Origin of the sequence: Halomonas sp. AOP25-F1-15 (assembly GCF_052378675.1) — a bacterium.
Classification (GTDB): Bacteria; Pseudomonadota; Gammaproteobacteria; order Pseudomonadales; family Halomonadaceae; genus Vreelandella; species Vreelandella casei.
This window is the reverse complement of sequence record NZ_JBQSXV010000003.1, coordinates 24831-48079: the sequence shown is the minus strand read 5'-3', so window position 1 is coordinate 48079 and position 23249 is coordinate 24831. Positions and strand designations below refer to the sequence as shown.

Here is a 23249-nt window from a genome sequence, read left to right as displayed (position 1 = left end):
GATGAACTCCAATTTGAGTAGCACATGGCCCATCAGTCTAGCGCACAAGGTGCGCGTATTGGTCGCTACTTCTTCATTTTGCGCGTGTCGCGCCCTAAGGGATGGGGCTCGCCACGAGACTTGGCAAGCTCAATCTGGCGCTGGCGTTCGCGCGCAGCGGCGCGGGTTTTCTCGGGCAGCGAATCAATACAGTGGGGGCAGCTAATGCCGGGCTCAAAGGCGGAGGACTGCATGTCGTCGGCAGAGATCGGCATACGGCAGGCGTGACACTGTTCAAACTCACCTTTGCTTAAATCGTGGCGTACCGTGACACGGTTATCGAACACAAAGCACTCGCCGCGCCACAGCGACTGCTCTTCCGGGACTTTCTCCAGGTAGTTCAGCACGCCGCCCTTTAGGTGGTAAACCTCTTCAAAGCCTTCTTTAAGCATAAAGCTCGAGGCTTTTTCGCAGCGAATACCACCGGTGCAGAACATGGCCACTTTTTTATGCTTTTCGGGGTCGTAGTGCTCGCGCACGTACTCAGGGAATTCCCGAAAGGTCGTGGTCTTCGGGTCTATCGCGCGCTCAAAGCTGCCGATGGCCACTTCATAGTCATTGCGCGTATCGATCACCAACACGCCCGGGTCGGCAATAACGGCGTTCCAGTCTTCTGGCTCAACGTAGGTGCCGACGGTGTCGTTGGGGTCAATATCCGGCACGCCTAGCGTCACGATCTCTTTTTTGAGCTTCACCTTAGTGCGATAGAACGGCGTTTCATCGCAGTAAGACTCTTTATGATCAATGTCAGCCAGGCGCGAGTCGGCAGTCAGCCAGCTAAGCAGCGCATCAATGCCGGTACGGCTGCCCGCCACCGTGCCGTTAATGCCTTCTTTAGCAAGCAGCAAGGTGCCCGTCACGCCGTTATCCAGCATTGTTTGGTGCAGCGGATCACGCAGTGCTTCAAAGTCGTTCAAAGTGACAAATTTATACAGCGCCGCGACCACGGTGGGCGGCATGGGGCTGGGGGGCGTACTGGAGATTGTGGTGGCTACTGACATGTGAAGCTCCTGGTAGTCGCCCTCGCAAAGGGCGGACCGGGTGAATAATCGCGCACATTCTACCCTAAAGCGCTGCGCGCTTGAATCTTGGATGCATTAGCCGGGGGATTAAACGGCGAGTTCAATCCATCGATTTATTCGACGAGATCGTACTGAAACCTTCACCCCACGCCGCTCCAACGAAGCGTATATTGGGGTTATTCCATCCCACGCATTCTAGTGAGTACACTATGATTATTCGTCGAGCCAATGAGCGCGGCTACGCTGACCACGGCTGGCTACGCTCTTACCATACCTTTTCCTTCGCCAACTACGTTGATCCAAAGCACATGGGATTTCGTGCCCTGCGCGTTATCAATGAAGACCGCGTGACGGGCGGCCATGGCTTTGGCGCTCACTCCCACCGCGACATGGAGATTATCTCCTACGTGCTGGAAGGGGAAATGGAGCACAAAGACAATATGGGCAACGGTGAAGTGATGCGCCCAGGCGACGTGCAGCGCATGTCGGCAGGCACCGGCGTGCAGCACAGCGAGTTCAACCATTCTGAGCAATCCGACCTGCATTTTCTGCAGATATGGATTGAGCCAAAACAGCTGGGCATTGCTCCCAGCTACGAGCAGAAAGCCTTCCCGCCGGCTGAGCGGCAGGGAAAGTGGCGCCTGGTGGCTTCTGAAGAAGGCCGCGATGGGTCTGTGGGCATTAACCAGGATGTTAACCTTTACGCAGGGCTGTTCGCAGCAGGGGAAAGCACGACTACACCACCCGCCCGTCATGCCTGGCTGCATGTTGTTAACGGCACCATGGAAATTAACGGTGAAACGCTCGGCGCAGGCGACGCGGCCGCTTTCCAGCCGGAAGAGATGATTACTCTCACCGGTAAAGAAGCGGGCGAAGTGCTGCTGTTTGACCTGGCTTAATAGCCTGCACCAACCAAAACGGCGCCTCAAAAGAGGCGCCGTTTTTTATGCGGTGGCTTTTACTGCTAAGCGCTAGCTGTTGTGAGACGAGTAGAGCGCACGAATTTTTAGCGTGTGATCTACCTGCTTCAATGCTTCCAGCGCTTGAGGGCCGTAGGCTTTATCGACATCGATAACCACATAGCCGACTTTCTCATTGGTCTGCAGATACTGGCCGGAGATGTTGATGCCATTTTCAGACAACACACGGTTAATCTGCGACAGCACACCCGGTACGTTGTCATGAATATGCAGCAGGCGGTGCTTGTCTGGATGTGCAGGCAGCGCCACTTCAGGGAAGTTAACCGAGGTCACAGTGGTGCCGTTATCAGAATACGTAATCAGTTTTTCTGACACTTCAATGCCGATGTTCTCCTGAGCTTCCAGGGTTGAACCACCCACGTGTGGCGTCAAAATCACGTTTTCTAGGCCACGCAGCGGGCTTTGGAACTCCTCGTTGTTACCTTTCGGCTCCACCGGGAAGACGTCAATCGCCGCACCGTTCAGTTTGCCCGCTTTAATCGCATCTGCCAGCGGTTCGATTTCTACCACGCTGCCGCGCGCAGCATTGATAAAGATTGCGCCTTGCTTCATGGCCGCAATCTCTTTCGCGCCGATCATCCAACGGGTTGAGGCAAGATCAGGCACGTGTAAGCTGACCACATCCGCACGCCCCAGTAGCTCTTCAAGGCTGCCCACTTGGCTGGCATTACCCATGCCCAGTTTGGTGATCACGTCGTAAAAAATAACGTTAAAGCCTAACGACTCAGCCAGCACAGAAAGCTGCGCGCCGATACTGCCGTAACCAACGATACCCAGCGTTTTACCGCGGGCTTCGTGAGAATTTTTCGCTGATTTCAGCCAGCCGCCCTGATGGGCACGAGCGTTTTTCTCAGGAATACCTCGCAGCAGCATAATTGCCTCTGCCAGCACCAGTTCAGCCACGGAGCGTGTATTGGAGTACGGGGCATTGAACACCGCGATGCCACGCTTCAGCGCTGCAGTCAAATCGACCTGGTTGGTGCCGATACAGAAACAGCCAACACCCACCAGCTTCTCTGCCGCTTCGAAAACGCGCTCAGTCAGCTGCGTCCGCGAGCGAATGCCGATGAAGTGCACATCGCGGATCTTTTCGATCAGCGCGTCTTCATCCAGCGACGTCGGCAGGTGCTCAATGCTGGCGTAACCTGATGTGTGAAAATTGTCCACCGCGCTTTGGTGGACGCCCTCGAGTAGCAGGATCTTGATCTTGCTCTTGTCCAGGGACGTTTTGGCCATGGCTGAATCAACCTCTAATGGGCGGCGGCATGCGCCGTGTATCGGTTCACGGAAGGCCCATATCCTAGCACAGCCCGCCTCATTCAGACCGATTCAAGATGATGAAAAGTGTGTGTGCTAACGATGAATCTGTCGCAAGTCGTCAACTTTCGCGTACATGGAAAGGCAGACGCCCCCCCCAGGCGTCGGTGTATACTATGTACTTATATTTAAAAATATCGGCTTGCAGGCACCCCAATGAGCGACACCACATCATCTCCGCAGGATTTTGCCGCGACGGTTGAGCAACTCGAAACCATCGTCGAACGCCTAGAATCAGGCGAGCTCTCATTGGAAAATGCGCTGACTGCATTTGAGCAGGGCGTGCGATTAACTCGCGATGCTCAACAGCGGCTGGATACCGCTGAGCTTAAAGTGCGGGCACTCAGTGAAGACAGCGAAGGACGCTTAAACGTGACACCCTTTGCTGGCCCTGACGATGCTAAGAACGATCTCAAGGACGTGCCCAAGGACGACGCCGAGGAAGACAGCAAGGAGACGCCCCCATGGTAGCCACGCAGTCTAGCCAGCTTGCCGTTTTACGCCGTACTAGCACTGCCCGCGTAGATGCGACCCTAGCGGCATTGTTTGATAATCGACAGGACGATGATAGAAAGCTTGATAATCGACAGGCGGTCGCTCCCCGGCTGGAGGCCGCCATGCGCCATGGCCTGCTAGCCGGCGGCAAACGCCTGCGCCCACTGCTGGTATATATGGCGGGCCACGCGCTAGGCGCAAAAGACGATGCGCTGGATGCCCCTGCCGCAGCAATTGAGCTGATTCATGCCTACTCGTTGATTCATGACGACCTGCCCGCCATGGACGATGACGACCTGCGTCGCGGACAGCCCACCGTGCATAAAGCCTTTGATGAGGCGAGCGCGATTCTAGCCGGGGATGCGCTGCAGGCGCTGGCATTTGAAGTACTGTCCAGCACAGCACATCCGCGGCTTGGTAATTTGGTATATACGCTTGCCTGCGCCTCAGGGCGCGATGGCATGGTGGCAGGCCAGGCGCTGGATCTAGATGCGGTCGGTGGTCATCCGGATGTCGATGCGCTGGCCCACATGCATGCCCATAAAACCGGTGCCCTGATCGTTGCCGCCGTGCGCCTAGGCGGCCTTGTGGCGGTTGATGAAGACGACCCACGCTTAGGCGCGTTAACTCGCTACGCAGCCGCCATTGGTTTAGCCTTCCAGATTCACGACGACATACTGGACGTGACCGGCGATACCGCTACCCTAGGTAAAACGTCAGGCGCCGATGCCGCACGTGCCAAGCCCACTTATCCCAGCCTGCTGGGTTTAGAAGGCGCACAGCGTAAAGCACAAAGCCTGATCGACGAAGCCATTGCCGCGCTTGCCCCACTGGGGGAGCGTGCTGCACCGCTGGCCGATCTTGCCCACTACATGATCGAGCGCGACCACTAAGCAATGTCTATGCAAACAATGTCTATGCAAACAATGTCCCTGAAAATAATGTCTATGCAAACGATGTCCCTGAAAATAATGTCTATGAAAACATGCCCATGAAGCTGTTCGACGAGATTCCCCGTGAGCGCCCTGCAACGCCCCTGCTCGACTCTTTTGATCACCCGGCTGCGCTGCGGGCCATGAACGCGCACCAGCTCGCCCAGCTGGCCGACGAGCTGCGCGCCTATTTGCTGTATAGCGTAGGCGTGTCTGGTGGGCACTTTGGTGCCGGGCTTGGCGTTGTCGAGCTCAGCGTTGCGCTGCACCGTGCCTTCCATACGCCGGACGACCGCTTGGTGTGGGACGTTGGCCATCAGGCCTACCCACACAAAATTCTTACCGGTCGTCGTGAGACGATGCTCAGCATTCGCCAGCACGGCGGCTTAGCGGCCTTCCCTAACCGTGCTGAATCTGAGTACGACACCTTCGGCGTGGGGCATTCCAGCACCTCTATTTCAGCAGCGCTCGGCATGGCATTGGCCGCCAAAGCACAGGGCAGCCAGCGGCGCGTTTGTGCGATTATTGGTGACGGTGCGCTAACGGCAGGCATGGCGTTTGAAGCCCTTGCCCATGCAGGCCACGTCAACGCTAACCTGCTTGTGGTGCTCAACGACAACGAAATGTCGATTTCCGAGAACGTTGGCGGCATGGCCACCTATCTCGCCCGGGTACTCTCCAGCAAGCCCTATCTTAAGATTCGCGAAGAGAGCAAGAAAGTGCTTTCACACCTGCCCGGCGCACTGGAGCTTGCCCGACGCACCGAAGAGCACATGAAAGGCATGGTCAGCCCCGCCACGCTGTTTGAAGAAATGGGCTTTAACTACGTAGGCCCCATCGATGGCCACGACCTTGGCGCGCTCACCGAGACGCTTGAGAACCTGCGTGACCTTGATGGGCCGCAGTTTCTGCATATCAAAACGGTGAAAGGCAAAGGTTTCTTACCGGCGGAAGCGGATCAGATTGGCTATCACGCGATTACCAAGCTCGAAAAACCCAGTGCAGCGCTCAAGCAAGCGCCGCTACCGAAAAGCGTCGTTAAGAAAAAGTACTGCAATGTGTTCGGCGATTGGCTTTGCGATATGGCTGCTCACGATTCGCGCCTACTGGCGATCACCCCCGCGATGCGTGAAGGCTCCGACTTAATTCGCTTCTCTAAGCAGTACCCGGAGCGCTATTTCGATGTCGCGATCGCCGAGCAGCACGCCGTAACGCTAGCGGCGGGCATGGCCTGCGAAGGCATGAAGCCCGTCGTTGCCATTTACTCTACCTTTCTGCAGCGCGGCTATGATCAGTTAATTCACGATGTGGCGGTACAAAACCTGGACGTCACCTTCGCGATTGATCGAGCGGGCCTGGTAGGCGAAGACGGCCCCACGCATCACGGCAGCATGGACCTTTCCTTCTTACGCTGTGTGCCGGGCATGGTGATTCTCGCCCCGGCGGATGAAGCCGAGTGTCGCGCCATGCTCAGCGCTGCTTATCACTACCCCGGCCCTGCCGCCGTACGCTACCCGCGCGGCACCGGCCCGGGTGTCGATATTCCAACGCACCTTGAGCCTCTAGCGATTGGCAAAGCGGAGATCCGCCGCCAGTCTTCTAACGACGGCGTGCGCATCGCGCTGCTCGCTTTTGGCAGCTTAAACGGCCCTGCTGCCGAGATTGCCGAACGCTTAAACGCGACGCACATCAATATGCGCTCGATTAAACCGTTGGATCGCGATGCAGTGCTTCACGCCGCCGATGAACACGAACTGCTGGTTACGCTGGAAGAGAACGTCGTTGCTGGCGGCGCAGGCAGCGCGGTTAACGAGCTGCTGCATGCCGAAGGCGTGCAGATAGAAGTATTAAATCTCGGCCTACCGGATACCTTTATCGAGCACGGCACGCCCGACCAGCTGCTGCACGACTGCGGCCTGGACGCTGAGGGCATCGAAGCCGCCATTCGCCAGCGGCAGCCATAGCAACCGCTGCGTGCTAAACCGCTAACTTAGCCCATCGCGAGAAGCGGTTTAATCAACACCACCCGCAGTGCCGAGCTTGCCCCACCAGCGGGCTGGGAATGAACCCAGCCCGCCTCTTCAAGCGTGGTGCAGGCGCGACGGATAAGCGCATGCTCAATATCCAAATGTCTCGCTAATAGCGCGCTGGAAACACCCTTGTCAGAGGGCGGCGAAGCATCAAGCGCCAGCAGCACCAGCGCGGCCAGGGTGTCGAGCTCGGGATACGCGGCCTGCAGTGCGGTGAGTGCGCGCTGCAGGTGTTGCCCCTCCGTGGGTTCAGGCATTTTCTCAGACATTTATTCAGACAATCCGGGCGCTAGCTTCCAGGCGAATAGCAATCGACTTGGAGGCTGGGGTATGGCTTTGATCGCCTTTATGATCCAGCGGGATCAGCGGATTGGTTTCGGGGTAGTAAGCGGCGGCACAGCCTTCGGGCGTTGCGTAAGCAACGACTTTAAAGCCATCCACTCGGCGGGTAATGCCATCGCCCGATTCGCCAATCAAATCCACCCACTGGCCTGCTTTAAAGCCCAGCCGATCAATATCCTTGGTATTCAGGAAAATCACCTGGCGGCCGTTTTCAATGCCCCGATAGCGGTCGTTATAGCCGTATATCGTGGTGTTGTACTGATCGTGGGAGCGCATGGTTTGCAGGGTTAGCCAACCACCTTCTCGGCCCGTCATCTGCTGGTGCATTACCTGCTCAGGCAACCTGGCATCAGAAAACTCGGCCTTGCCGCTCTGGGTAGGGAAGCGCAGCTCAAAGGCCGGATTCATCAGCCAAAAGCCGCGCGGCTCACGCACACGCTCATTAAAATTATCAAAACCGGGAATGACGGCTTCGATATGCTCGCGAATCACGTCGTAGTCGTCACGCATGGCGGCCCAATCGGCTACGTCGTTACCCAGCAAGCGCTCGGCAAGGCCGGTCAATATGGTGATTTCAGAGGGTAGCGTGCTATCCACCGGGCGATTAATGCCCGCCGACCCGTGCACCATGCTCATAGAGTCTTCCACGGTAATTAGCTGCGGCTTGCCTGTTGCGCTGCGGTCGACCTCGGTGCGCCCCAAACAAGGCAGAATCAGCGCGTCTTTACCCGTCACTAAGTGGCTGCGGTTGAGCTTGGTACTAATAAACGCCGTTAAGCGGCATTGAGACATCGCCGCTTCGGTCACTCGGCTGTCGGAAATAGCGCGGGTAAAATTACCGGCTAGGCCAATAAACACCTTGCCCGGCTGATCACGCATGGTCTGTACGGCGGCCACAGAATCAACGCCAAACGCTCTTGGCATGGGTCTTTGGTAACGGCTTTCCAGGGCGTCCAGCAGTGCATCCGAGGGCTTTTCGAAAATACCCATCGTTCGGTCGCCCTGCACATTGGAGTGTCCGCGTACCGGCGAGGTACCGGCGCCGGGTTTACCCAGGTTTCCGCAAAGCAGTAGCAGGTTAACAATTTCACGAACGGTCGGCACCGAGTGCACGTGCTGCGTAATGCCCATCGCCCAGCAGATAATAGTGGCGTTGGAGCGGGCATACAGCATCGCGGCCTGCTCGATTTCCGCTCGACTTAAGCCTGCCTGAGCCTCAATCGTCTCCCACTCAGTGGCCTCTACTTCGCGGCGGTAGGCGTCAAGTTCAACGGTGTGCTCAGCGATAAATTGATGGTCCAGCACGGGTTCGCCTGCGCCATCACGCTCAAACAGCGCTTTCGCCATGCCGCGCAAAACGGCCATATCGCCGCCCAGCTTAGGGCAAAAGTAATGCGAGCTGATGGCATGGCTGCCGTTATGCAGCATTTCAAGCGGCTTTTGCGGGTTGGCAAACTTCTCAAGCCCCCGCTCGCGCAGCGGATTGAAGCTGACGATCGTGGCGCCACGCTCAGCGGCTTCACGCAGCGTACCCAGCATACGCGGGTGGTTGGTGCCGGGATTCTGGCCAAATACAAAAATCGCCTCGGCCTGCTCAAAATCCGCCAGCCGCACGCTGCCCTTGCCAGTCCCCAGCGCCGCGCCAAGGGCAACGCCGCTCGCCTCATGGCACATATTCGAACAGTCCGGCAGGTTGTTGGTGCCATAGAGCCGCGCCAGCAGCTGGAACACGTACGCCGACTCGTTACCCGCCTTTCCGGAGGTATAGAAGATAGCGTCATTCGGCGTGGGCAGCGCCTTAAGTTCTGCGGCCATCAAGTCCAGCGCCGCGTCCCAGGCAACCGGCTCGTAGTGGTCGGTTTCAGCGTTGTAGCGCATCGGCTCGACCAGCCGCCCCTGATCTTCCAGACGATAGTCGTCCCAGGTTTTGAGTTCGCTAACGGTATGCTTGGCAAAGAAATCCCGCGTCACTCGCTTGGAAGTGGACTCCCACGTCACTGCTTTTACGCCGTTCTCACAAAATTCGAATGAAGAACCGTGCTCAGGGTCACCCCAGGCGCAGCCGGGGCAATCAAACCCATCGGGCTGATTGAGCTTAAACAGCGCCCGCGCATTGGTAGCCACGGCGCGGCTATGCAGTAAATGCTTACCCACGGCTTTAAGCGCACCCCAGCCCCCAGCCGGGTTGTGATACTCAAAAACCTTGGGATCGTGTACCTTAGAGCTTTTTGGGGCATCAGGATTCGGCGAGGACATCGTGCTTCTCCATACAGAAGGGAAGGAAGCATCGTATTAGTCATTAGCCTGCCTCCTTATAGTGCGTTACGTTCGACCAAAAGCGCCGCCTGGTCAAGTAGTGAACGCGCAGTGCCGCCATTAGCGATGAGCGCCGTCACTGACCGGCACTAAGCAAGCAGAGCGCTCGCCGCGCAAGAATGCCTTAAGTCCTTATCTTTCAACTACTTTGAGATTTCTATGCTATTACTTATTATCATTTTCAGCCTAATCGGCCTAGCGTTTGGCGGACCGGTTGGACTGCTGGTTGGCGGCGGTCTGGGTTGGTGGGCGGGGCAACGTCTCAGCCGCCGCTTAAACGGCGCCCGCGTGCGCATTCAAGAAGGCTTTTTGGAGTCAATTTTTTCTGTCATGGGCTGCCTGTGCCAAGCCGACGGAAAAGTCACCGAAGGCGAGCTGGGCGTTGCCGAAAAGCTCTTTGATCAGATGCGGCTGCAAGGCGAGCAGCGCGCCAAGGCGCGTGCCGCCTTCGAACGGGGCCGCGCCGCTGACTTCAACTTAGACGCTGAGCTGGCCGCGGTTAATCGCCTGACTCAGCGTCAGCCCGTTTTGCGTCAGGTTTTTATCCAGGTTCAGCTCACCGCTATCTCAGCCGACGGCGTTCTGCATCCTGCCGAGCATGAAATGATTCTGCGCGTTGCTCGCGGGGTGGGCTGTAGCGAAGCCGAAGTTCAGCAGATCGAAGCGATGCTGCACGGTGCTGCCGCGAACTCTCAAGGCGCCAGCGAAGAAGCGCTTAAAGATGCTTACCGTGTTCTGGGCGTTTCTGAAGACGCCAGCGATGCTGAGATAAAGAAAGCCTATCGCCGCTTAATGAGCCAAAACCACCCCGACAAACTCGCGGGCAAAGGCTTGCCAGAAAGCATGCGCGACGTTGCACAGGCGCGCACGAGCGAAATTGGCAACGCCTACGAGCGTATCAGCGAATCACGCGCTTGATCATCGCAGCTTATTCGCCTTCAACGCCTACCTGCGCTAGAGTTAAACGCACCTTATTCCAACACTGGAGAAAGCATCATGCGCGTACAACTTTCTAGCATTATGGGCGTTTGTTTCACTATAGCGCTGGGCGGCATGTCTGCTAGCGCGCTTGCTGAGTCCGCTGGTGAGCGACTTTCTGGCGATGAAATTCGTGAGCTGGTGTGGGGCAACCAGGTACAGGGAGCGATGGCAGGCGGCCAAGACTATAGCGAAATCTACCTTCCCGAAGGTGAAATTGTTGGCGACGGTTACTCAGGCCAGGCGACCATCGTTGATGACACCATGTGCTTCGATTACGGTGACGACGAGATTAACTGCTACGGGGTTAGCCGCGATAGTGATGGCCGCATCGAATGGATCTCCGATGACGAAGTCGTCGGCTACGGCAATATCAGTGATGCACCATGATCACGCTATACAGTTTTCCAAAATCGCGCTCTTTGCGGGTGTCGTGGACCCTTGAAGAGCTTGGCGTTGAGTATCAATGCCAACACATAGCGCTAGATAAAGGTGAGGGCCAAACGGCCGAGCATTTGGCGCGCCACCCTGATGGGAAGGTGCCTGCGCTTGAGGATGGTGACGTCCACTTATTTGAATCTGCGCCGATTTGCCGTTATTTGGCCGAAACGTATAGCAACGGCACGCTGCTGCCTAATGATCCAGCTGCCCGTGCTCAGATCGACCAGTGGCTCAGCTTTATCGTGACGGAAATTGAGCAGCCTCTTTGGAATCAAGCCAAGCACACGTTTGCCCTGCCCGATGATAAGCGTGTTCCCGCGATTCTACCGGTGTGCGCTTGGGAGTTTCAGCGTGCGCTGGCCGCTTTAGAGCGTCGCTACCACGGTCAAGAAAACTTGGTCGGTGAGTCGTTCACACTCGCTGATCTGTTTTTAACCCACACCCTATCGTGGGCGATCAGCATGAAACACCGCTTACCTGACACGCTAATAGCCTATCGCGAACGCCACATTCAGCGCCCTGCTATGGCGCGTGCTATAGCCCGCGAAGAAAACGCGGCTTAACGTCCTTACCTGCCTTTCTAGCGAGGCGGCCGCTGGAAAGGCAGGCGGCTTACTAGGGGCATCTCAGCCCCATAAAACAGCCAAGTCGTGTGCGCTGAGATCGTTTGATCTCCTTAACATGTGTGCGTAAAGCCGCACATTTACGCTTGTGCATCATTACGTGATCACGTAAATTCAACACTAAAGTCGATATCACATTCACTCACTTTGGTGCATTACTGCCCTCGATTTAGCTTTCCCGCCCTAAGATTCACTACCTTTTACGGAGCCCTATGCTGCTACTGTTACTCATCCTAATGCCAGTAGTTGGCAGCATAATAGCCGCGCTCATGCCGACCAATGCGCGTAACCGTGAAGCATGGCTAGCCGGAGGTATTGCCTTTGTAGGGTTAGTCATCACCGCCTATCTCTATACTCAGATAGGCCCTGGTGAACTAGGTACTGGAGAACTAGGCACTGGTGACGTCGTCCGCTATCAGCTTGAGTGGATGCCCGATTACGGGCTGAATTTCATACTTCGCATGGATGGCCTGGCATGGATGTTCTCAATGCTGATTCAAGGCATCGGCGTACTGGTGGTCATTTACGCACGTTATTACATGTCACCCGAAGACCCCGTGCCGCGCTTTTTCTCTTTCTTCTTAGCCTTTATGGCCTCCATGCTTGGCGTTGTGCTATCGGGTAATCTTATCCAGCTGGTTGTGTTTTGGGAGCTGACCAGCCTGACCTCCTTCTTACTCATTGGCTACTGGCACCACCGTGCAGATGCACGGCGCGGCGCACGCATGGCGTTTACCGTGACGGCCACTGGTGGGCTTTGCTTGCTGGTCGGCGTACTGATGCTTGGCCATATCGTTGGCAGCTATTCATTAGATGTGGTGCTGGCATCAGGGGATCTGATTCGTGCGCACCCTTGGTACTTACCCACGCTGATTTTAATCGCGTTAGGGGCGCTGACCAAAAGCGCTCAGTTCCCGTTTCATTTTTGGCTACCTCACGCCATGGCGGCGCCGACGCCCGTCTCGGCTTTTTTGCATTCGGCGACGATGGTCAAAGCCGGTGTGTTTTTATTGATGCGCCTATGGCCGTCTCTTTCAGGAACGCCCGAGTGGACATTAATCATTGGTGGCGCGGGGCTCTGCACGCTACTCATTGGTGCCTTTACCGCCATTTTCCAGCACGACCTTAAAGGCCTGTTGGCTTACTCAACGATCAGCCACCTGGGGCTAATTACCTTATTGCTGGGCATTGGCACGCCGCTGGCGATGGTCGCTGCGCTGTTCCACACGCTTAATCACGCTACATTCAAAGCATCGCTGTTTATGGCGGCGGGTATTATCGACCATGAGAGCGGCACCCGGGATATGCGCCATTTGCGCGGGCTCTTTAAGGTGCTGCCGTATACCGCCACCTTGGCGATTGTTGCGAGTGCGGCCATGGCCGGTGTGCCGCTGCTTAACGGCTTTCTTTCTAAAGAAATGTTTTTCGCCGAGGCATTGGCAGTAGGGTCGGCCCGTAACTGGAGCATGTCCGCTGCGGCCGTGTTAATGGGCATTTTCAGCGTTGCCTACTCGCTGCGGTTTATCAATGTGTTCTTTGGCCCGCTGGCGACCGACCTGCCGCGTACGCCGCACGAACCGCCGCGCTGGATGCGCTTCCCGGTAGAGTTCTTAGTACTTTGCTGCCTAGTAGTGGGAGTGATTCCTGGGCTGAGTATTGGTCCCTTCCTCAACACCGCGGCAATCTCAGTCCTCGGCGAGCAAACGCCCGGCTATAGTCTTTCCGTTTGGCACGGCTTTAATCTGCCGCTGCTAATGAGTGTGGTGGCGTTGGGCGGGGGCGTACTGCTTTATATCTGGCTACGCACACGCCACGGCTTGATCCAATCCAACCGCGTGCCGTTTCTCTATCGCTTTAATGGCAAACAAGCCTATGAGAGCACGATGCTGAGGATTTCCTCCAGCGCCTCGCTGCTTGAAAAACTATTGAGTACCCGGCGCGTACAGCCTCAACTGCTGCTAATGATTACGCTGCTATTAGCGGTGCCGCTGCTGATCGTTAGGCCCGTTTCATTGTTGACTTTTTCAGCCAACGGCGAGTTTTCCCCGCTGTTCGCCGGCCTGTGGGTAATTGGCGCCATTTGTGCCGTGGCAGCCGCCTGGCAGGCTAAATACCACCGCTTAGCAGCGCTCAGTTTGGTGGGCGGTGTCGGCATCGTGGTCAGCATTACCTTCCTCTGGCTATCGGCGCCCGATCTCGCCCTGACCCAGCTTATGGTTGAAACCGTCACGACGGTACTGATTCTGCTTGGCCTTCGCTGGCTGCCTGCGCGGATTACCCCCAAAGAGCTCAACATGCGAGCCACGCGCCTTTCGTGGTTTAGACGCTCGCGGGATATGGTGGTCGCCGTGGTCGCGGGCCTGTGCATGAGTATTGTCAGCTATGCGGTATTGGTGCGCTCGGCACCCGTGGGCAGCATTTCTGATTTCTTCATGACGCGCGCGCTGAGTGAAGGCGGCGGCAGCAATGTGGTTAACGTGCTGCTGGTGGATTTCCGTAACTTCGATACGTTAGGCGAAATCGTCGTCCTCGCCGTGGTAGCGCTGACGGTATACGCCCTGCTGCGGCGCTTTCGCCCTGCGCCGGAAAGCCTGCCAATTCCGGCGCAACAGACCAATAATGTTGACCCCGCCGCCGGCCAAACGCCCGTACAGCAAGTGGAAAGCGGCTATTTAATGGTGCCCGCCGTTTACCTGCGCATGCTGCTTCCGATCATGGTAGTCATTGCTGCTTACTTCTTTATTCGTGGCCATAATCTTCCCGGCGGCGGTTTCGTTGCGGGGCTTACGTTTGCCGTCGCGATTATTGTTCAGTACATGCTAGGCGGCACGACCTGGGTAGAAAAACATCTGCGCTTACAGCCACACCGTTGGATTGCGTTTGGATTAATCATCGCTTGCGCAACGGGGCTGGGGTCCTGGCTGTTCGGCTACCCCTTCCTAACCACGCACACTGCCCATATGACGCTGCCGATACTAGGCGAGATTCACCTACCCAGCGCCTTTGTTTTCGATTTAGGCGTCTTTGGCGTAGTGGTAGGGTCAACAATCTTGATTCTCGTGGCCTTGGCTCACCAATCGGTGCGTAGCCATCGTCTGCCCATTAGTAACATCGCCCCCGTTATCAACAAGGAGGCCAACTGATGGAAGCCGTCATAGCGATTGCCATTGGCATTATGTTTGGCGCTGGCGTCTGGCTGATCCTGCGCCCACGTTCTTTCCAGGTCATTACCGGCCTGCTGCTCATTTCCTACGCGGTGAATCTGTTTATTTTCATTATGGGCCGCCTGTCGATCAATCAAGCACCGCTGACGCTGGGTGAAGGGGCAATTGACCCTTCACTGTACGCTGACCCGCTGCCGCAGGCGCTGGTGTTAACGGCGATTGTCATCGGCTTTGCGACCACCGCCCTCTATCTAGTGGTGATGATCGGCGCACGCGGTTTAACCGGCACGGATCATGTCGATGGTAAGGAGATGGATAAATGAGCCTACCGTGGGTTCAACACCTCATCCTTGCCCCGGTATTAGTACCCTTGCTATGCGGCGCACTGCTGATCTTGATTAACGAGCGCCGTCATGAGCGTAAGTTTCTTATTAACCTTGTCAGCACCGTGTCTTTGCTAATAATTTCACTGGTGCTGCTTTACCTGTCTGACCGCGAATACTGGCCCAACGGCATTGGCGTTTATCTCTCAGCTAACTGGGCGGCGCCCTTCGGTATTGTGCTGCTGGTCGACCGGCTTACCGCGGTGATGATGCTGCTGACGTCAGTGCTGGCAATCGCCTCGTTAGTATTTTCGATGTCGCGCTGGAGCCGTATCGGCGTCCACTTTCACTCGCTGTTTCAATTCTTATTAATGGGTATTAACGGCGCTTTTCTGACTAATGATCTGTTCAACCTATTCGTCTTTTTTGAGGTGATGCTGGCAGCCTCCTATGGGTTAGTACTGCACGGCTACAATACCCGGCGCATCCGCGCGGGCATGCAATACATCGTGGTCAATTTGCTGGCATCGTTCTTCTTCTTGATAGGCGTGGCGCTGATTTATGCAACGACCGGCACCTTGAACATGACCGATCTCGCCGCGCGTTTAGATCTGTTAGCCGCTGAAGACCTGGTGCTGCTGAAAGTGGGCGTTGTTATTCTAGCGCTCGCCTTTTTGACCAAAAGCGCTATGTGGCCGCTGGGGTTCTGGCTACCCACCACCTATTCAGCCACATCGCCGCCGGTGGCCGCGATGATGGTACTGATGACCAAGATTGGCGTGTACGTGCTGCTGCGGCTGTGGCTGCTGCTGTTCTCGGATGGACCGGCGGCAGGCTTTGGCTTCGATCTATTGCTATGGGGCGGGCTCGCGACGCTGGCATTCGGTACCATTGGGTTGCTGGCCAGCCAAGAACCAGGCCGTATGGCCGGCTATGCTGCGGTCATCTCGTCCGGCACGCTGTTAGCAGCGGTAGGCTACGGGCAGCCCGAACTCATCAACATTGCGCTGTTTTATATGATTAGCTCGACGCTCGCCGTCGCAGCGTTCCTGCTGCTAATTGAGCTGATTGAGCGGATCAGAACCCCCGGCGCGGCGATGCTAGCGCTGACCATGGAAGCCTTTGCCGTTGATGATAAGCCTGACGAGCCGGTGGGTGTGCCTATCCCAGGTGCGCTGGCGTTTTTAGGGCTCGCCTTCGCCGGATGCGCGCTGGTGATCACAGGCCTACCGCCGCTATCGGGCTTTGTGGCGAAATTTGGCCTGATGCATACCTTGCTCAATCCAGAAGGAATGTCGACCGGCATGGTGACCTGGCTGCTGCTGACGCTGATAGTACTTTCAGGTTTGGCGGGCATTATTTCGCTGATGCGCTTTGGCGTGCGCACCTTTTGGGCCACTAAACACACCACGGCACCGCATTTACAGCGCTCGGAGGTGGCACCCATCACCGCGCTGCTGCTGCTCTGCGTGCTACTAACGGCCCAGGCGGGGCCTACCGTGGCCTATCTGGAGCGTAGCGCTGAGCCGCTTCATCAACCGGGCCTGTATATTGAGCGCATTGAGTCTGCCCCGGTGATCACCCAAGAGCCGTTGGGAGAACGCACATGAGCCTGCACCGCTGGCTACCCTCGCCGATGCTTTCCGTTGCCCTGCTGGCTATGTGGCTAATGCTCAACCAGAGCGTAGCGCCCGCCCAGATACTGCTCGGCACGCTGCTTGCGATTGCCGCCCCCTTAATGACCAAGCCGCTGCGCCCGATGACGCCGGTACCGTTTAGAAAGCCGCTGGTGATGGCCCGCCTGTTGACGCTATCGCTAATAGAGATTATTCGCTCCTGCTTCAACGTGAGCCGGATCATTCTCTTCGCCAAGCCTCAAGGGCTGAATTCACAGTTTATTAAAGTACCGCTGGACTTGAAGCATTCTCACGGCTTAGCGCTGCTGTCGTGCCTGATTAACTCTACGCCGGGTACGGTGTGGGTAGAAATTTTACCCGACACCCATGATTTGGTGCTGCATGTGTTTGATCTTCACGACGCCCAATGGTGGGTCGACACCATCAAGACACGCTACGAGAAACCGTTGATTGAGATCTTCGACAATGTATAGGAGCGCGCGCCAATGACGGCCCTTTTATCGTTAGCCATCAACTTCACACTGGTGTGTATCCTTCTGGCGATGATGCTGTGCGTCGTGCGCCTGCTGCTTGGCCCCACCGCACAAGACCGAGTGCTCGCACTGGACACGCTATGGATGTGCGCAATGCTCCTCGCGTTAGCGCTAGGCCTGCGTTTTGGTAATCTGATTTATTTTGAAGTGGCCATGCTCATCGCATTGACGGGCTTTGTCTCGACGGTGGCCCTCACGAAATTTTTAATGCGCGGCGAGGTGATCGAATGAGCCCTGACTTTGAAAACCTCCCCTTATGGGTCAGCCTGCCCGTCACTCTGCTGCTGGTGCTGGGCAGCCTGATAGTGCTGATTGGCGCGATAGGCCTGGTGCGTTTGCCGCACTTTTTTCAGCGTATCCATGGCCCGGCGATCACGGTCACTTTAGGCGCTGGCTGCATTTTAATCGCATCAATGCTGTTCTTTACCGCGCTGCAGTCGCGCCTGGTGATTCACGAGCTACTCATCACCGCGTTCATTTTGCTTACAGCGCCTGTCGTGGCAATGCTACTTATGCGCACCGCGGTCTATCGAGACCTCCGGGCGCGCCGGCGCGATAGCAAGACAGAATCAAACGAAGTTTATCCCTTCTCACCGGATGAGTAAGAAGGGCTAACGCCATAGCAATGGCGCCCCTTCTGTTAGCCTGACACCGTCCGCTTACCTAGCCCTTACGCTCAATATCCACATCGCTGGCGCGGGTAAAATCATCAAGGGCCATCATGTGGCCCAGCTTGCCCGCTTTGGTTGAAAGATAGTGTTCGTTATGGGGATTTAGGCCGGTCGTGATGGGCAGGCGCTCTACTACGTTGACACCGTCGCGGGTGAGCGCGTCAACCTTACGCGGGTTGTTGGTCATTAAGCGTAGCGATGTAACGCCTAGGTGATTGAGCATGGGCACGCACAGATCGTATCGGCGCATATCGGCACCAAAGCCGAGCTGCTCGTTGGCCTCTACCGTGTCAGCACCTTGGTCTTGCAGATTGTAAGCACGAATTTTGTTCAAAAGCCCAATGCCGCGTCCTTCTTGGCGCAGATAAAACAGTACGCCGCGGCCCTCTTCAGCGATGCGTTTGAGCGCCTCCTGCAACTGATAGCCACAGTCGCAGCGCATTGAGAACAGCGCATCGCCGGTCAAACACTCAGAATGCACACGCCCAAGTACCGGCTCATCGCCGGTCACGTCACCCAGCGTTAGCGCGATATGATCTTTGCCAGTAGCCTCATCTTCGAAGCCATGCATAGTAAAAGTGGCCCAGGGCGTGGGCAGTCGGGAAGCGGCAATGAAGCGAATGGTCACAGGTTACCTCGTTGATTAACCAAACCAGTTAACCACACCAGTGTTGGCAAAGTAGGCAAGTATTCTATCAGGAAGCGGCGCCCGCCTCACGGTGGTTAGACGGCTAAATAGCGGAGAAAAATTGGCTGGGTGCGACGATTTTGCCACGCGGTAAGCCGCTCTCGCGCCTATCTTCAAGTACAACTTCAAGTACAATTACCCCCATACAATGCGGGCAAATTTCCTAAGAGCAAGTGTTTATGACGACTACACCGTTGAAAAATGATCGTTTTCTTCGCGCGCTGGCGCGTCAGCCCGTGGATCGCACGCCGGTATGGATGATGCGTCAGGCTGGCCGCTATCTGCCAGAATATCGCGCCAGACGGGCCGATGCGGGCAGCTTTATGGACCTGTGCCGCAATCAAGACCTGGCCTGCGAAGTAACGCTTCAGCCGCTGGAACGCTATCCACTGGATGCGGCTATCCTGTTTTCGGATATTTTAACCATTCCGGATGCGATGGGGCTTGGCCTGTACTTTGAAACTGGCGAAGGCCCTAAATTTCGTAAAACGGTACGCACGCAGGCAGAAGTTGACGCGCTGAGCGTGCCCAATGCCGAGCGCGACCTAGATTACGTGATGCGCGCGGTGTCGACTATTCGCCGCGAGCTGAACGGGCGTATGCCACTTATCGGATTCTCTGGCAGCCCCTGGACACTGGCGACTTACATGGTGGAAGGCAGCTCTAGCAAAGATTTCCGCCACTTAAAAACCATGCTCTACGACACGCCAGACACTCTTCACCAGCTGCTGAATACGCTGGCGCAGTCGGTGACCGACTATCTGAATGCGCAGATTCGCGCGGGTGCCCAGGCGGTACAGATTTTTGACACTTGGGGCGGCGCGCTTTCAACACCTGCCTACCTTGAGTTTTCGCTGCGCTATATGAAGCAGATCGTGGCGGGGCTGATCCGCGAACACGACGGGCGCCGCGTGCCGGTGATTCTGTTCACCAAAAACGGCGGTCAGTGGCTGGAAAATATCGCTGACGCCGGTGCCGATGCGCTGGGTATCGACTGGTCCACCGAGCTTTCCGATGCTCGCGCCCGCGTTGGTCATAAAGTGGCGCTACAGGGCAACCTGGACCCCAACGTGCTGTTTGCCCGCCCCTCGGCAATTCGCACAGAGGTTGCTCGCGTGCTTGAAAGCTACGGCCATGGCCCTGGCCACGTGTTTAACCTGGGCCACGGCATCAGCCAATTTACGCATCCGGACAACGTCACCGCCTTCATGGAGGCGCTGCACGAGCTAAGCCCGCAGTATCACCGGGATATTTCGACCCCATCCAACGTCACGCATCCAGGAGCCAATTGATGAGCGAATTACGCGACGACCAGTGGTTTACCGAAGTCTTTGATAGCCACGGCAGCGCTTTCTCACTGAAGATTTCTGAAAAGTTGCTGGATGTGCAGAGTCCGTACCAGCACTTAGAAGTCTACGCCACCGAGACCTACGGCAACTTAATGGTGCTGGATGGCTGCGTGATGCTGACGGATCGCGATAATTTTCTTTACCACGAGATGATTGCGCATCCGGCGCTGTTTACCCATCAAGATCCTAAGCGTGTAGTGATTATTGGCGGCGGCGACTGCGGCACCTTAAAAGAAGTGCTGCGTCACCCTGGCGTTGAAAAAGTCACTCAGATCGATATCGATGAAGAGGTTACCAAAGCATCACAACGCTTCTTCCCTACGCTGGTGGCGTCGAATAACGATCCGCGGGCCGAGCTGCTGTTCGCCGATGGTGTGAAGTGGGTCGACGATGCACCGGATGAGAGTATCGACGTGTTAATTATCGACTCCACCGACCCGGTTGGCCCCGCCGAAGGGCTGTTTAAAACTGACTTCCTAAAGCGCTGTCACCGCATTTTGAAAAGTGGCGGCGTAATGGTGCAACAGAGCGAGTCGCCGCTTTATCATAGCGGATCGATCATTCGCGAACTGCGCCACGATATGCAAGAAGCCGGATTTGACAGCGTTGCTACGCTGCCTTTCCCGCAGCCGGTTTACCCCTCAGGCTGGTGGAGCGTGACGCTGGCCGGTAAATCTATCGACGTTAATGCGTTCCGTGAACAGGACGCCGCAAGCCACGGCCTGCCGCTGGAGTATTACAGCGTTGATGCCCACCGTGGGGCGCTCGTGCTACCGCCGTTTATGCGCAAGGCATTTGCGGCCGAGTAAATAACGCCCTTAGCCCGTCGTTTGACCACTGCCCATCTTGTTCTGCCCTAGAAAGGTGCAAGAGCAAGTGGGCAGTCTCGTTTTTTGCATATAGACGTTCGTCTCGAATCCGTTGAGTAGCGTTGAAAAGCGCTGAATTAGCGCCGGTACCCTTGTTGGCATCTTACTTGCTAGGTTTAGTTACATGCTAAGGCATGCGTAATTCTGGGAATTCAGGATTCTAATTGATTCAAGGGGAACTATATGCTGAACAAAAAACACCTCGTGCTACTAGCGTCTGCTGGCTCAGTGACGTTAGCGGGAATAGCAACGGCTCAAGCAGACGTCTTAGAAGATACCATCGAGCGCGGGGCCGTTCAGTGTGGCGTGAGTGACGGCCTGCCTGGCTTTTCTGCACCGGATGGCGACGGTAACTGGCAAGGCCTGGACGTTGATGTATGCCGTGCAGTCGCCGCAGCCGTACTTGGCGATTCAGAAGCGGTCAACTACATCTCCCTTAACGCCGTTGAGCGCTTTACCGCTCTTCAATCGGGCGAAGTGGATGTCCTTTCGCGCAATACCACCTGGACCACCACTCGGGATACCACCCTGGGTCTCAATTTCGCAGGGGTTAACTTCTACGACGGTATCGGCTTTATGGTTAGCCGCGACCTTGGCATTAACGGTGCAATGGAACTTGATGGCGCCGCTATCTGTATCCAAACGGGCACCACGACCGAATTGAACGTGGCCGATTACTTTCGCGCCAACGATATGGAATTTGACCCCATCGTTTTCGATACCTCTGAGCAAACCGTTGGCGGCTTCCAGGCCGGGCGCTGCGATGTACTGACCTCCGACACCTCACAGCTGGCAGCGCTACGTATCCAGCTTGACGACCCCGAAGGCGCGGTCATTCTACCTGAGATTATTTCTAAAGAGCCGCTTGGCCCCGTCGTGCGGCAAGGCGATGACACTTGGTTTAACATCGTTAAGTGGTCGCTGTTCGCTATGATTAACGCCGAAGAATACGGCGTGACCAGCGAAAATGCTGAGGAAATGCTCAGCTCTGAAAATCCGGACGTGGCTCGCCTGCTCGGCCAAGACGGTAACTATGGCGAAGGCATGGGCTTAGAGGCTGACTGGGCTTACAACATTATCAGTCAGGTCGGTAACTACGCTGAAAGCTTTGAACGTAACGTAGGCATGGGCTCTCCGCTTGAAATTGAGCGCGGTGTGAACGCTCTTTGGAACGCCGGTGGCTTCCAGTACGCTCCTCCGATTCGCTAAGCGTCTCGCTTGACCCTGGCCCGCCGACTTTTCCAGTCTTCATATCAAGGAATGGGCGGGCCATCTGATTGACCTTCCGTGTAGCGGAGACGCCATCCATGTCGGTAAGACCCAACATTCGCCACGCCGGCCACAAGCCGCCGTTTTGGCGAGATCGCGCTAAGCGCGCACTTATTTTCCAAATCATTTTGATCGCCGTTGTCACGGCTTTCCTGGCCTACATTATCCACAATACCCAAGCCAACTTGAATGCTCGGGGCATTACCACCGGCTTTGGATTTTTGAGTAACACGGCGGGCTTCGGCATTGTTCAAAGCCTGATCGATTACTCCTCGCAAAGCTCCTACGGCCGCACCTTCGTGGTTGGCTTGATCAATACGCTGCTGGTCGGCGGGCTGGGCGTCATCGCCGCGTCCATTATTGGCTTTACTGTCGGCATAGCGCGTTTGTCACCCAACTGGCTGATCGCACGCTTAGCCAACGCCTATATCGAAACGTTTCGTAATATTCCCGTGCTGCTGCAGATCTTTTTCTGGTATTTCGCGGTACTGCGCACGCTGCCCGGCGCCCGGGATAGCCTGGCCTTTGGTGAAGCCTTCTTTCTGAATGTTCGCGGACTTTATCTACCCCAGCCGCTGTTTGAATCCGGTTTTGGGCTGATTCCCGCTACGTTTGTAGTCGCGATCATTGCCAGCATCGCACTGATTATTTGGAACAGGCGCCGTCATGAAGCCACCGGCAAACGCCTGCCCGCCGGTTTGCTATCGCTGGTAATCATTTTTGGCCTGCCGCTGCTGGTGCTAATCGCCACCGGCGTGCCGGTCACTTGGGAAATGCCTGAACTGCGCGGCTTTAATTTCCGAGGCGGCATTACCATCATTCCCGAGTTCCTGGCGCTGTGGCTGGCACTGTCTATCTATACCGCATCGTTTATCGCCGAAATTGTGCGCTCAGGTATCCAGGCTATTCCCCATGGACAGACGGAAGCGGCACAGGCACTGAGCTTGCCGCGCAAACTGGTATTACGTCTGGTGGTCATTCCACAGGCCATGCGCGTCATCATTCCGCCGCTCACTAGCCAATATCTTAACCTGATTAAGAACTCGTCACTGGCCACCGCCATCGGCTATCCCGACCTAGTATCGGTGTTTGCCGGCACTACGCTCAATCAGACCGGTCAGGCAATCGAAGTTATTGCCATGACCATGGCGGTTTATCTTGTCATCAGCTTGCTGGTGTCCATGTTCATGAACTGGTTCAACGCTCGCGTTGCGCTGGTTGAACGCTAGGC

At 56.2% G+C, this 23249-nt stretch carries 22 protein-coding genes; 17 read left to right on the top strand and 5 right to left on the bottom strand.

The window, feature by feature from the left end:
- Positions 1-65: 65 nt before the first annotated feature.
- A complete protein-coding gene (trhO, locus tag ACT3TF_RS06180) occupies positions 66-1040 on the bottom strand; it encodes an oxygen-dependent tRNA uridine(34) hydroxylase TrhO (RefSeq protein ID WP_444671791.1) in 975 nt (324 codons plus the stop codon).
- A 230-nt stretch (positions 1041-1270) separates the two neighbouring features.
- Between trhO and ACT3TF_RS06175 the strand changes: the two genes are divergently transcribed.
- Positions 1271-1960, top strand: coding sequence for a pirin family protein (locus ACT3TF_RS06175; protein ID WP_444671790.1), 690 nt, complete (start codon positions 1271-1273; stop codon positions 1958-1960).
- 72 nt (positions 1961-2032) lie between these two features.
- Here ACT3TF_RS06175 and serA read toward each other — a convergent pair whose 3' ends face one another.
- Positions 2033-3277, bottom strand: a complete 1245-nt coding sequence (gene serA / locus ACT3TF_RS06170; RefSeq protein ID WP_444671789.1) for a phosphoglycerate dehydrogenase — start codon at positions 3275-3277, stop codon at positions 2033-2035.
- A 237-nt stretch (positions 3278-3514) separates the two neighbouring features.
- Between serA and ACT3TF_RS06165 the strand changes: the two genes are divergently transcribed.
- The 3 genes from ACT3TF_RS06165 to dxs all read left to right on the top strand — a co-directional run bounded on the left by ACT3TF_RS06165 (position 3515) and on the right by dxs (position 6749).
- Positions 3515-3829, top strand: coding sequence for an exodeoxyribonuclease VII small subunit (locus tag ACT3TF_RS06165; RefSeq protein ID WP_192535821.1), 315 nt, complete (start codon positions 3515-3517; stop codon positions 3827-3829).
- Positions 3823-4746, top strand: coding sequence for a farnesyl diphosphate synthase (locus ACT3TF_RS06160; RefSeq protein WP_444671788.1), 924 nt, complete (start codon positions 3823-3825; stop codon positions 4744-4746). Before ACT3TF_RS06165 ends, ACT3TF_RS06160 begins: the two co-directional genes overlap by 7 nt.
- A 92-nt stretch (positions 4747-4838) precedes the next feature.
- A complete protein-coding gene (gene dxs / locus ACT3TF_RS06155; protein WP_444671787.1) occupies positions 4839-6749 on the top strand; it encodes a 1-deoxy-D-xylulose-5-phosphate synthase in 1911 nt (636 codons plus the stop codon).
- Positions 6750-6775: 26 nt separating this feature from the next.
- Here the strand turns inward: dxs and ACT3TF_RS06150 are convergent, their stop codons facing one another.
- Positions 6776-7084 (bottom strand): MarR family transcriptional regulator, encoded by a 309-nt coding sequence (locus ACT3TF_RS06150; protein ID WP_441685461.1) that lies wholly within the window; start codon positions 7082-7084, stop codon positions 6776-6778.
- 4 nt (positions 7085-7088) lie between these two features.
- The gene (locus tag ACT3TF_RS06145; protein ID WP_444671786.1) at positions 7089-9413 is read right to left on the bottom strand and encodes an FdhF/YdeP family oxidoreductase; all 2325 of its coding nucleotides are present in this window, start codon (positions 9411-9413) and stop codon (positions 7089-7091) included.
- 219 nt (positions 9414-9632) lie between these two features.
- On the opposite strand from ACT3TF_RS06145, the gene djlA reads away from it, so the two are divergent.
- From djlA to mnhG, 9 genes are all read left to right on the top strand, one after another.
- Positions 9633-10391 carry a co-chaperone DjlA gene (djlA, locus tag ACT3TF_RS06140; RefSeq protein ID WP_441685467.1) on the top strand — a complete coding sequence of 253 codons (759 nt, stop codon included), beginning with the start codon at positions 9633-9635 and terminating at the stop codon, positions 10389-10391.
- 78 nt (positions 10392-10469) lie between these two features.
- Positions 10470-10841 (top strand): hypothetical protein, encoded by a 372-nt coding sequence (locus tag ACT3TF_RS06135; RefSeq protein ID WP_441685469.1) that lies wholly within the window; start codon positions 10470-10472, stop codon positions 10839-10841.
- On the top strand, positions 10838-11455 hold the full coding sequence (locus ACT3TF_RS06130; protein WP_441685471.1) for a glutathione S-transferase family protein: 618 nt from the start codon (positions 10838-10840) through the stop codon (positions 11453-11455). The genes ACT3TF_RS06135 and ACT3TF_RS06130 overlap by 4 nt, the downstream gene beginning before the upstream one ends.
- A gap of 272 nt (positions 11456-11727) precedes the next feature.
- On the top strand, positions 11728-14658 hold the full coding sequence (locus ACT3TF_RS06125) for a monovalent cation/H+ antiporter subunit A (protein ID WP_444671785.1): 2931 nt from the start codon (positions 11728-11730) through the stop codon (positions 14656-14658).
- A complete protein-coding gene (locus ACT3TF_RS06120; protein ID WP_096277176.1) occupies positions 14658-15002 on the top strand; it encodes a Na+/H+ antiporter subunit C in 345 nt (114 codons plus the stop codon). Before ACT3TF_RS06125 ends, ACT3TF_RS06120 begins: the two co-directional genes overlap by 1 nt.
- A complete protein-coding gene (locus ACT3TF_RS06115; protein ID WP_441685475.1) occupies positions 14999-16612 on the top strand; it encodes a monovalent cation/H+ antiporter subunit D in 1614 nt (537 codons plus the stop codon). Before ACT3TF_RS06120 ends, ACT3TF_RS06115 begins: the two co-directional genes overlap by 4 nt.
- Positions 16609-17112: a Na+/H+ antiporter subunit E gene (locus tag ACT3TF_RS06110; RefSeq protein ID WP_444671784.1), complete on the top strand. Its 504-nt coding sequence runs from the start codon at positions 16609-16611 to the stop codon at positions 17110-17112. The genes ACT3TF_RS06115 and ACT3TF_RS06110 overlap by 4 nt, the downstream gene beginning before the upstream one ends.
- 12 nt (positions 17113-17124) lie before the next feature.
- Positions 17125-17403 (top strand): K+/H+ antiporter subunit F, encoded by a 279-nt coding sequence (locus tag ACT3TF_RS06105; RefSeq protein WP_441685477.1) that lies wholly within the window; start codon positions 17125-17127, stop codon positions 17401-17403.
- The gene (mnhG, locus tag ACT3TF_RS06100; protein WP_441685479.1) at positions 17400-17777 is read left to right on the top strand and encodes a monovalent cation/H(+) antiporter subunit G; all 378 of its coding nucleotides are present in this window, start codon (positions 17400-17402) and stop codon (positions 17775-17777) included. The genes ACT3TF_RS06105 and mnhG overlap by 4 nt, the downstream gene beginning before the upstream one ends.
- A 58-nt stretch (positions 17778-17835) precedes the next feature.
- On the opposite strand, the gene ribA is transcribed toward mnhG, so the two are convergent.
- Positions 17836-18471 (bottom strand): GTP cyclohydrolase II, encoded by a 636-nt coding sequence (gene ribA, locus ACT3TF_RS06095; RefSeq protein ID WP_441667771.1) that lies wholly within the window; start codon positions 18469-18471, stop codon positions 17836-17838.
- A 239-nt stretch (positions 18472-18710) separates the two neighbouring features.
- Here ribA and hemE point away from each other — a divergent pair, with 239 nt between their 5' ends.
- From hemE to ACT3TF_RS06075, 4 genes are all read left to right on the top strand, one after another.
- Positions 18711-19823 carry a uroporphyrinogen decarboxylase gene (gene hemE, locus ACT3TF_RS06090; protein ID WP_444671783.1) on the top strand — a complete coding sequence of 371 codons (1113 nt, stop codon included), beginning with the start codon at positions 18711-18713 and terminating at the stop codon, positions 19821-19823.
- A complete protein-coding gene (gene speE, locus ACT3TF_RS06085; protein ID WP_441685484.1) occupies positions 19823-20689 on the top strand; it encodes a polyamine aminopropyltransferase in 867 nt (288 codons plus the stop codon). Before hemE ends, speE begins: the two co-directional genes overlap by 1 nt.
- Positions 20690-20932: 243 nt before the next feature.
- Entirely contained in the window at positions 20933-21958 is a 1026-nt protein-coding gene (locus tag ACT3TF_RS06080) for an amino acid ABC transporter substrate-binding protein (RefSeq protein WP_441685485.1), read from the top strand.
- A gap of 98 nt (positions 21959-22056) precedes the next feature.
- Positions 22057-23247 (top strand): amino acid ABC transporter permease, encoded by a 1191-nt coding sequence (locus tag ACT3TF_RS06075; RefSeq protein ID WP_444671782.1) that lies wholly within the window; start codon positions 22057-22059, stop codon positions 23245-23247.
- Positions 23248-23249 lie beyond the last annotated feature (2 nt).

What these genes read in the sequence shown, in the direction of transcription:
- trhO (WP_444671791.1), bottom strand. Translation starts at nt 1,040, where the DNA reads ATGTCAGTAGCCACCACAATCTCCAGTACGCCCCCCAGCCCCATGCCG.
- ACT3TF_RS06175 (WP_444671790.1), top strand. Translation starts at nt 1,271, where the DNA reads ATGATTATTCGTCGAGCCAATGAGCGCGGCTACGCTGACCACGGCTGG.
- serA (WP_444671789.1), bottom strand. Translation starts at nt 3,277, where the DNA reads ATGGCCAAAACGTCCCTGGACAAGAGCAAGATCAAGATCCTGCTACTC.
- ACT3TF_RS06165 (WP_192535821.1), top strand. Translation starts at nt 3,515, where the DNA reads ATGAGCGACACCACATCATCTCCGCAGGATTTTGCCGCGACGGTTGAG.
- ACT3TF_RS06160 (WP_444671788.1), top strand. Translation starts at nt 3,823, where the DNA reads ATGGTAGCCACGCAGTCTAGCCAGCTTGCCGTTTTACGCCGTACTAGC.
- dxs (WP_444671787.1), top strand. Translation starts at nt 4,839, where the DNA reads ATGCCCATGAAGCTGTTCGACGAGATTCCCCGTGAGCGCCCTGCAACG.
- ACT3TF_RS06150 (WP_441685461.1), bottom strand. Translation starts at nt 7,084, where the DNA reads ATGTCTGAGAAAATGCCTGAACCCACGGAGGGGCAACACCTGCAGCGC.
- ACT3TF_RS06145 (WP_444671786.1), bottom strand. Translation starts at nt 9,413, where the DNA reads ATGTCCTCGCCGAATCCTGATGCCCCAAAAAGCTCTAAGGTACACGAT.
- djlA (WP_441685467.1), top strand. Translation starts at nt 9,633, where the DNA reads ATGCTATTACTTATTATCATTTTCAGCCTAATCGGCCTAGCGTTTGGC.
- ACT3TF_RS06135 (WP_441685469.1), top strand. Translation starts at nt 10,470, where the DNA reads ATGCGCGTACAACTTTCTAGCATTATGGGCGTTTGTTTCACTATAGCG.
- ACT3TF_RS06130 (WP_441685471.1), top strand. Translation starts at nt 10,838, where the DNA reads ATGATCACGCTATACAGTTTTCCAAAATCGCGCTCTTTGCGGGTGTCG.
- ACT3TF_RS06125 (WP_444671785.1), top strand. Translation starts at nt 11,728, where the DNA reads ATGCTGCTACTGTTACTCATCCTAATGCCAGTAGTTGGCAGCATAATA.
- ACT3TF_RS06120 (WP_096277176.1), top strand. Translation starts at nt 14,658, where the DNA reads ATGGAAGCCGTCATAGCGATTGCCATTGGCATTATGTTTGGCGCTGGC.
- ACT3TF_RS06115 (WP_441685475.1), top strand. Translation starts at nt 14,999, where the DNA reads ATGAGCCTACCGTGGGTTCAACACCTCATCCTTGCCCCGGTATTAGTA.
- ACT3TF_RS06110 (WP_444671784.1), top strand. Translation starts at nt 16,609, where the DNA reads ATGAGCCTGCACCGCTGGCTACCCTCGCCGATGCTTTCCGTTGCCCTG.
- ACT3TF_RS06105 (WP_441685477.1), top strand. Translation starts at nt 17,125, where the DNA reads ATGACGGCCCTTTTATCGTTAGCCATCAACTTCACACTGGTGTGTATC.
- mnhG (WP_441685479.1), top strand. Translation starts at nt 17,400, where the DNA reads ATGAGCCCTGACTTTGAAAACCTCCCCTTATGGGTCAGCCTGCCCGTC.
- hemE (WP_444671783.1), top strand. Translation starts at nt 18,711, where the DNA reads ATGACGACTACACCGTTGAAAAATGATCGTTTTCTTCGCGCGCTGGCG.
- speE (WP_441685484.1), top strand. Translation starts at nt 19,823, where the DNA reads ATGAGCGAATTACGCGACGACCAGTGGTTTACCGAAGTCTTTGATAGC.
- ACT3TF_RS06080 (WP_441685485.1), top strand. Translation starts at nt 20,933, where the DNA reads ATGCTGAACAAAAAACACCTCGTGCTACTAGCGTCTGCTGGCTCAGTG.
- ACT3TF_RS06075 (WP_444671782.1), top strand. Translation starts at nt 22,057, where the DNA reads ATGTCGGTAAGACCCAACATTCGCCACGCCGGCCACAAGCCGCCGTTT.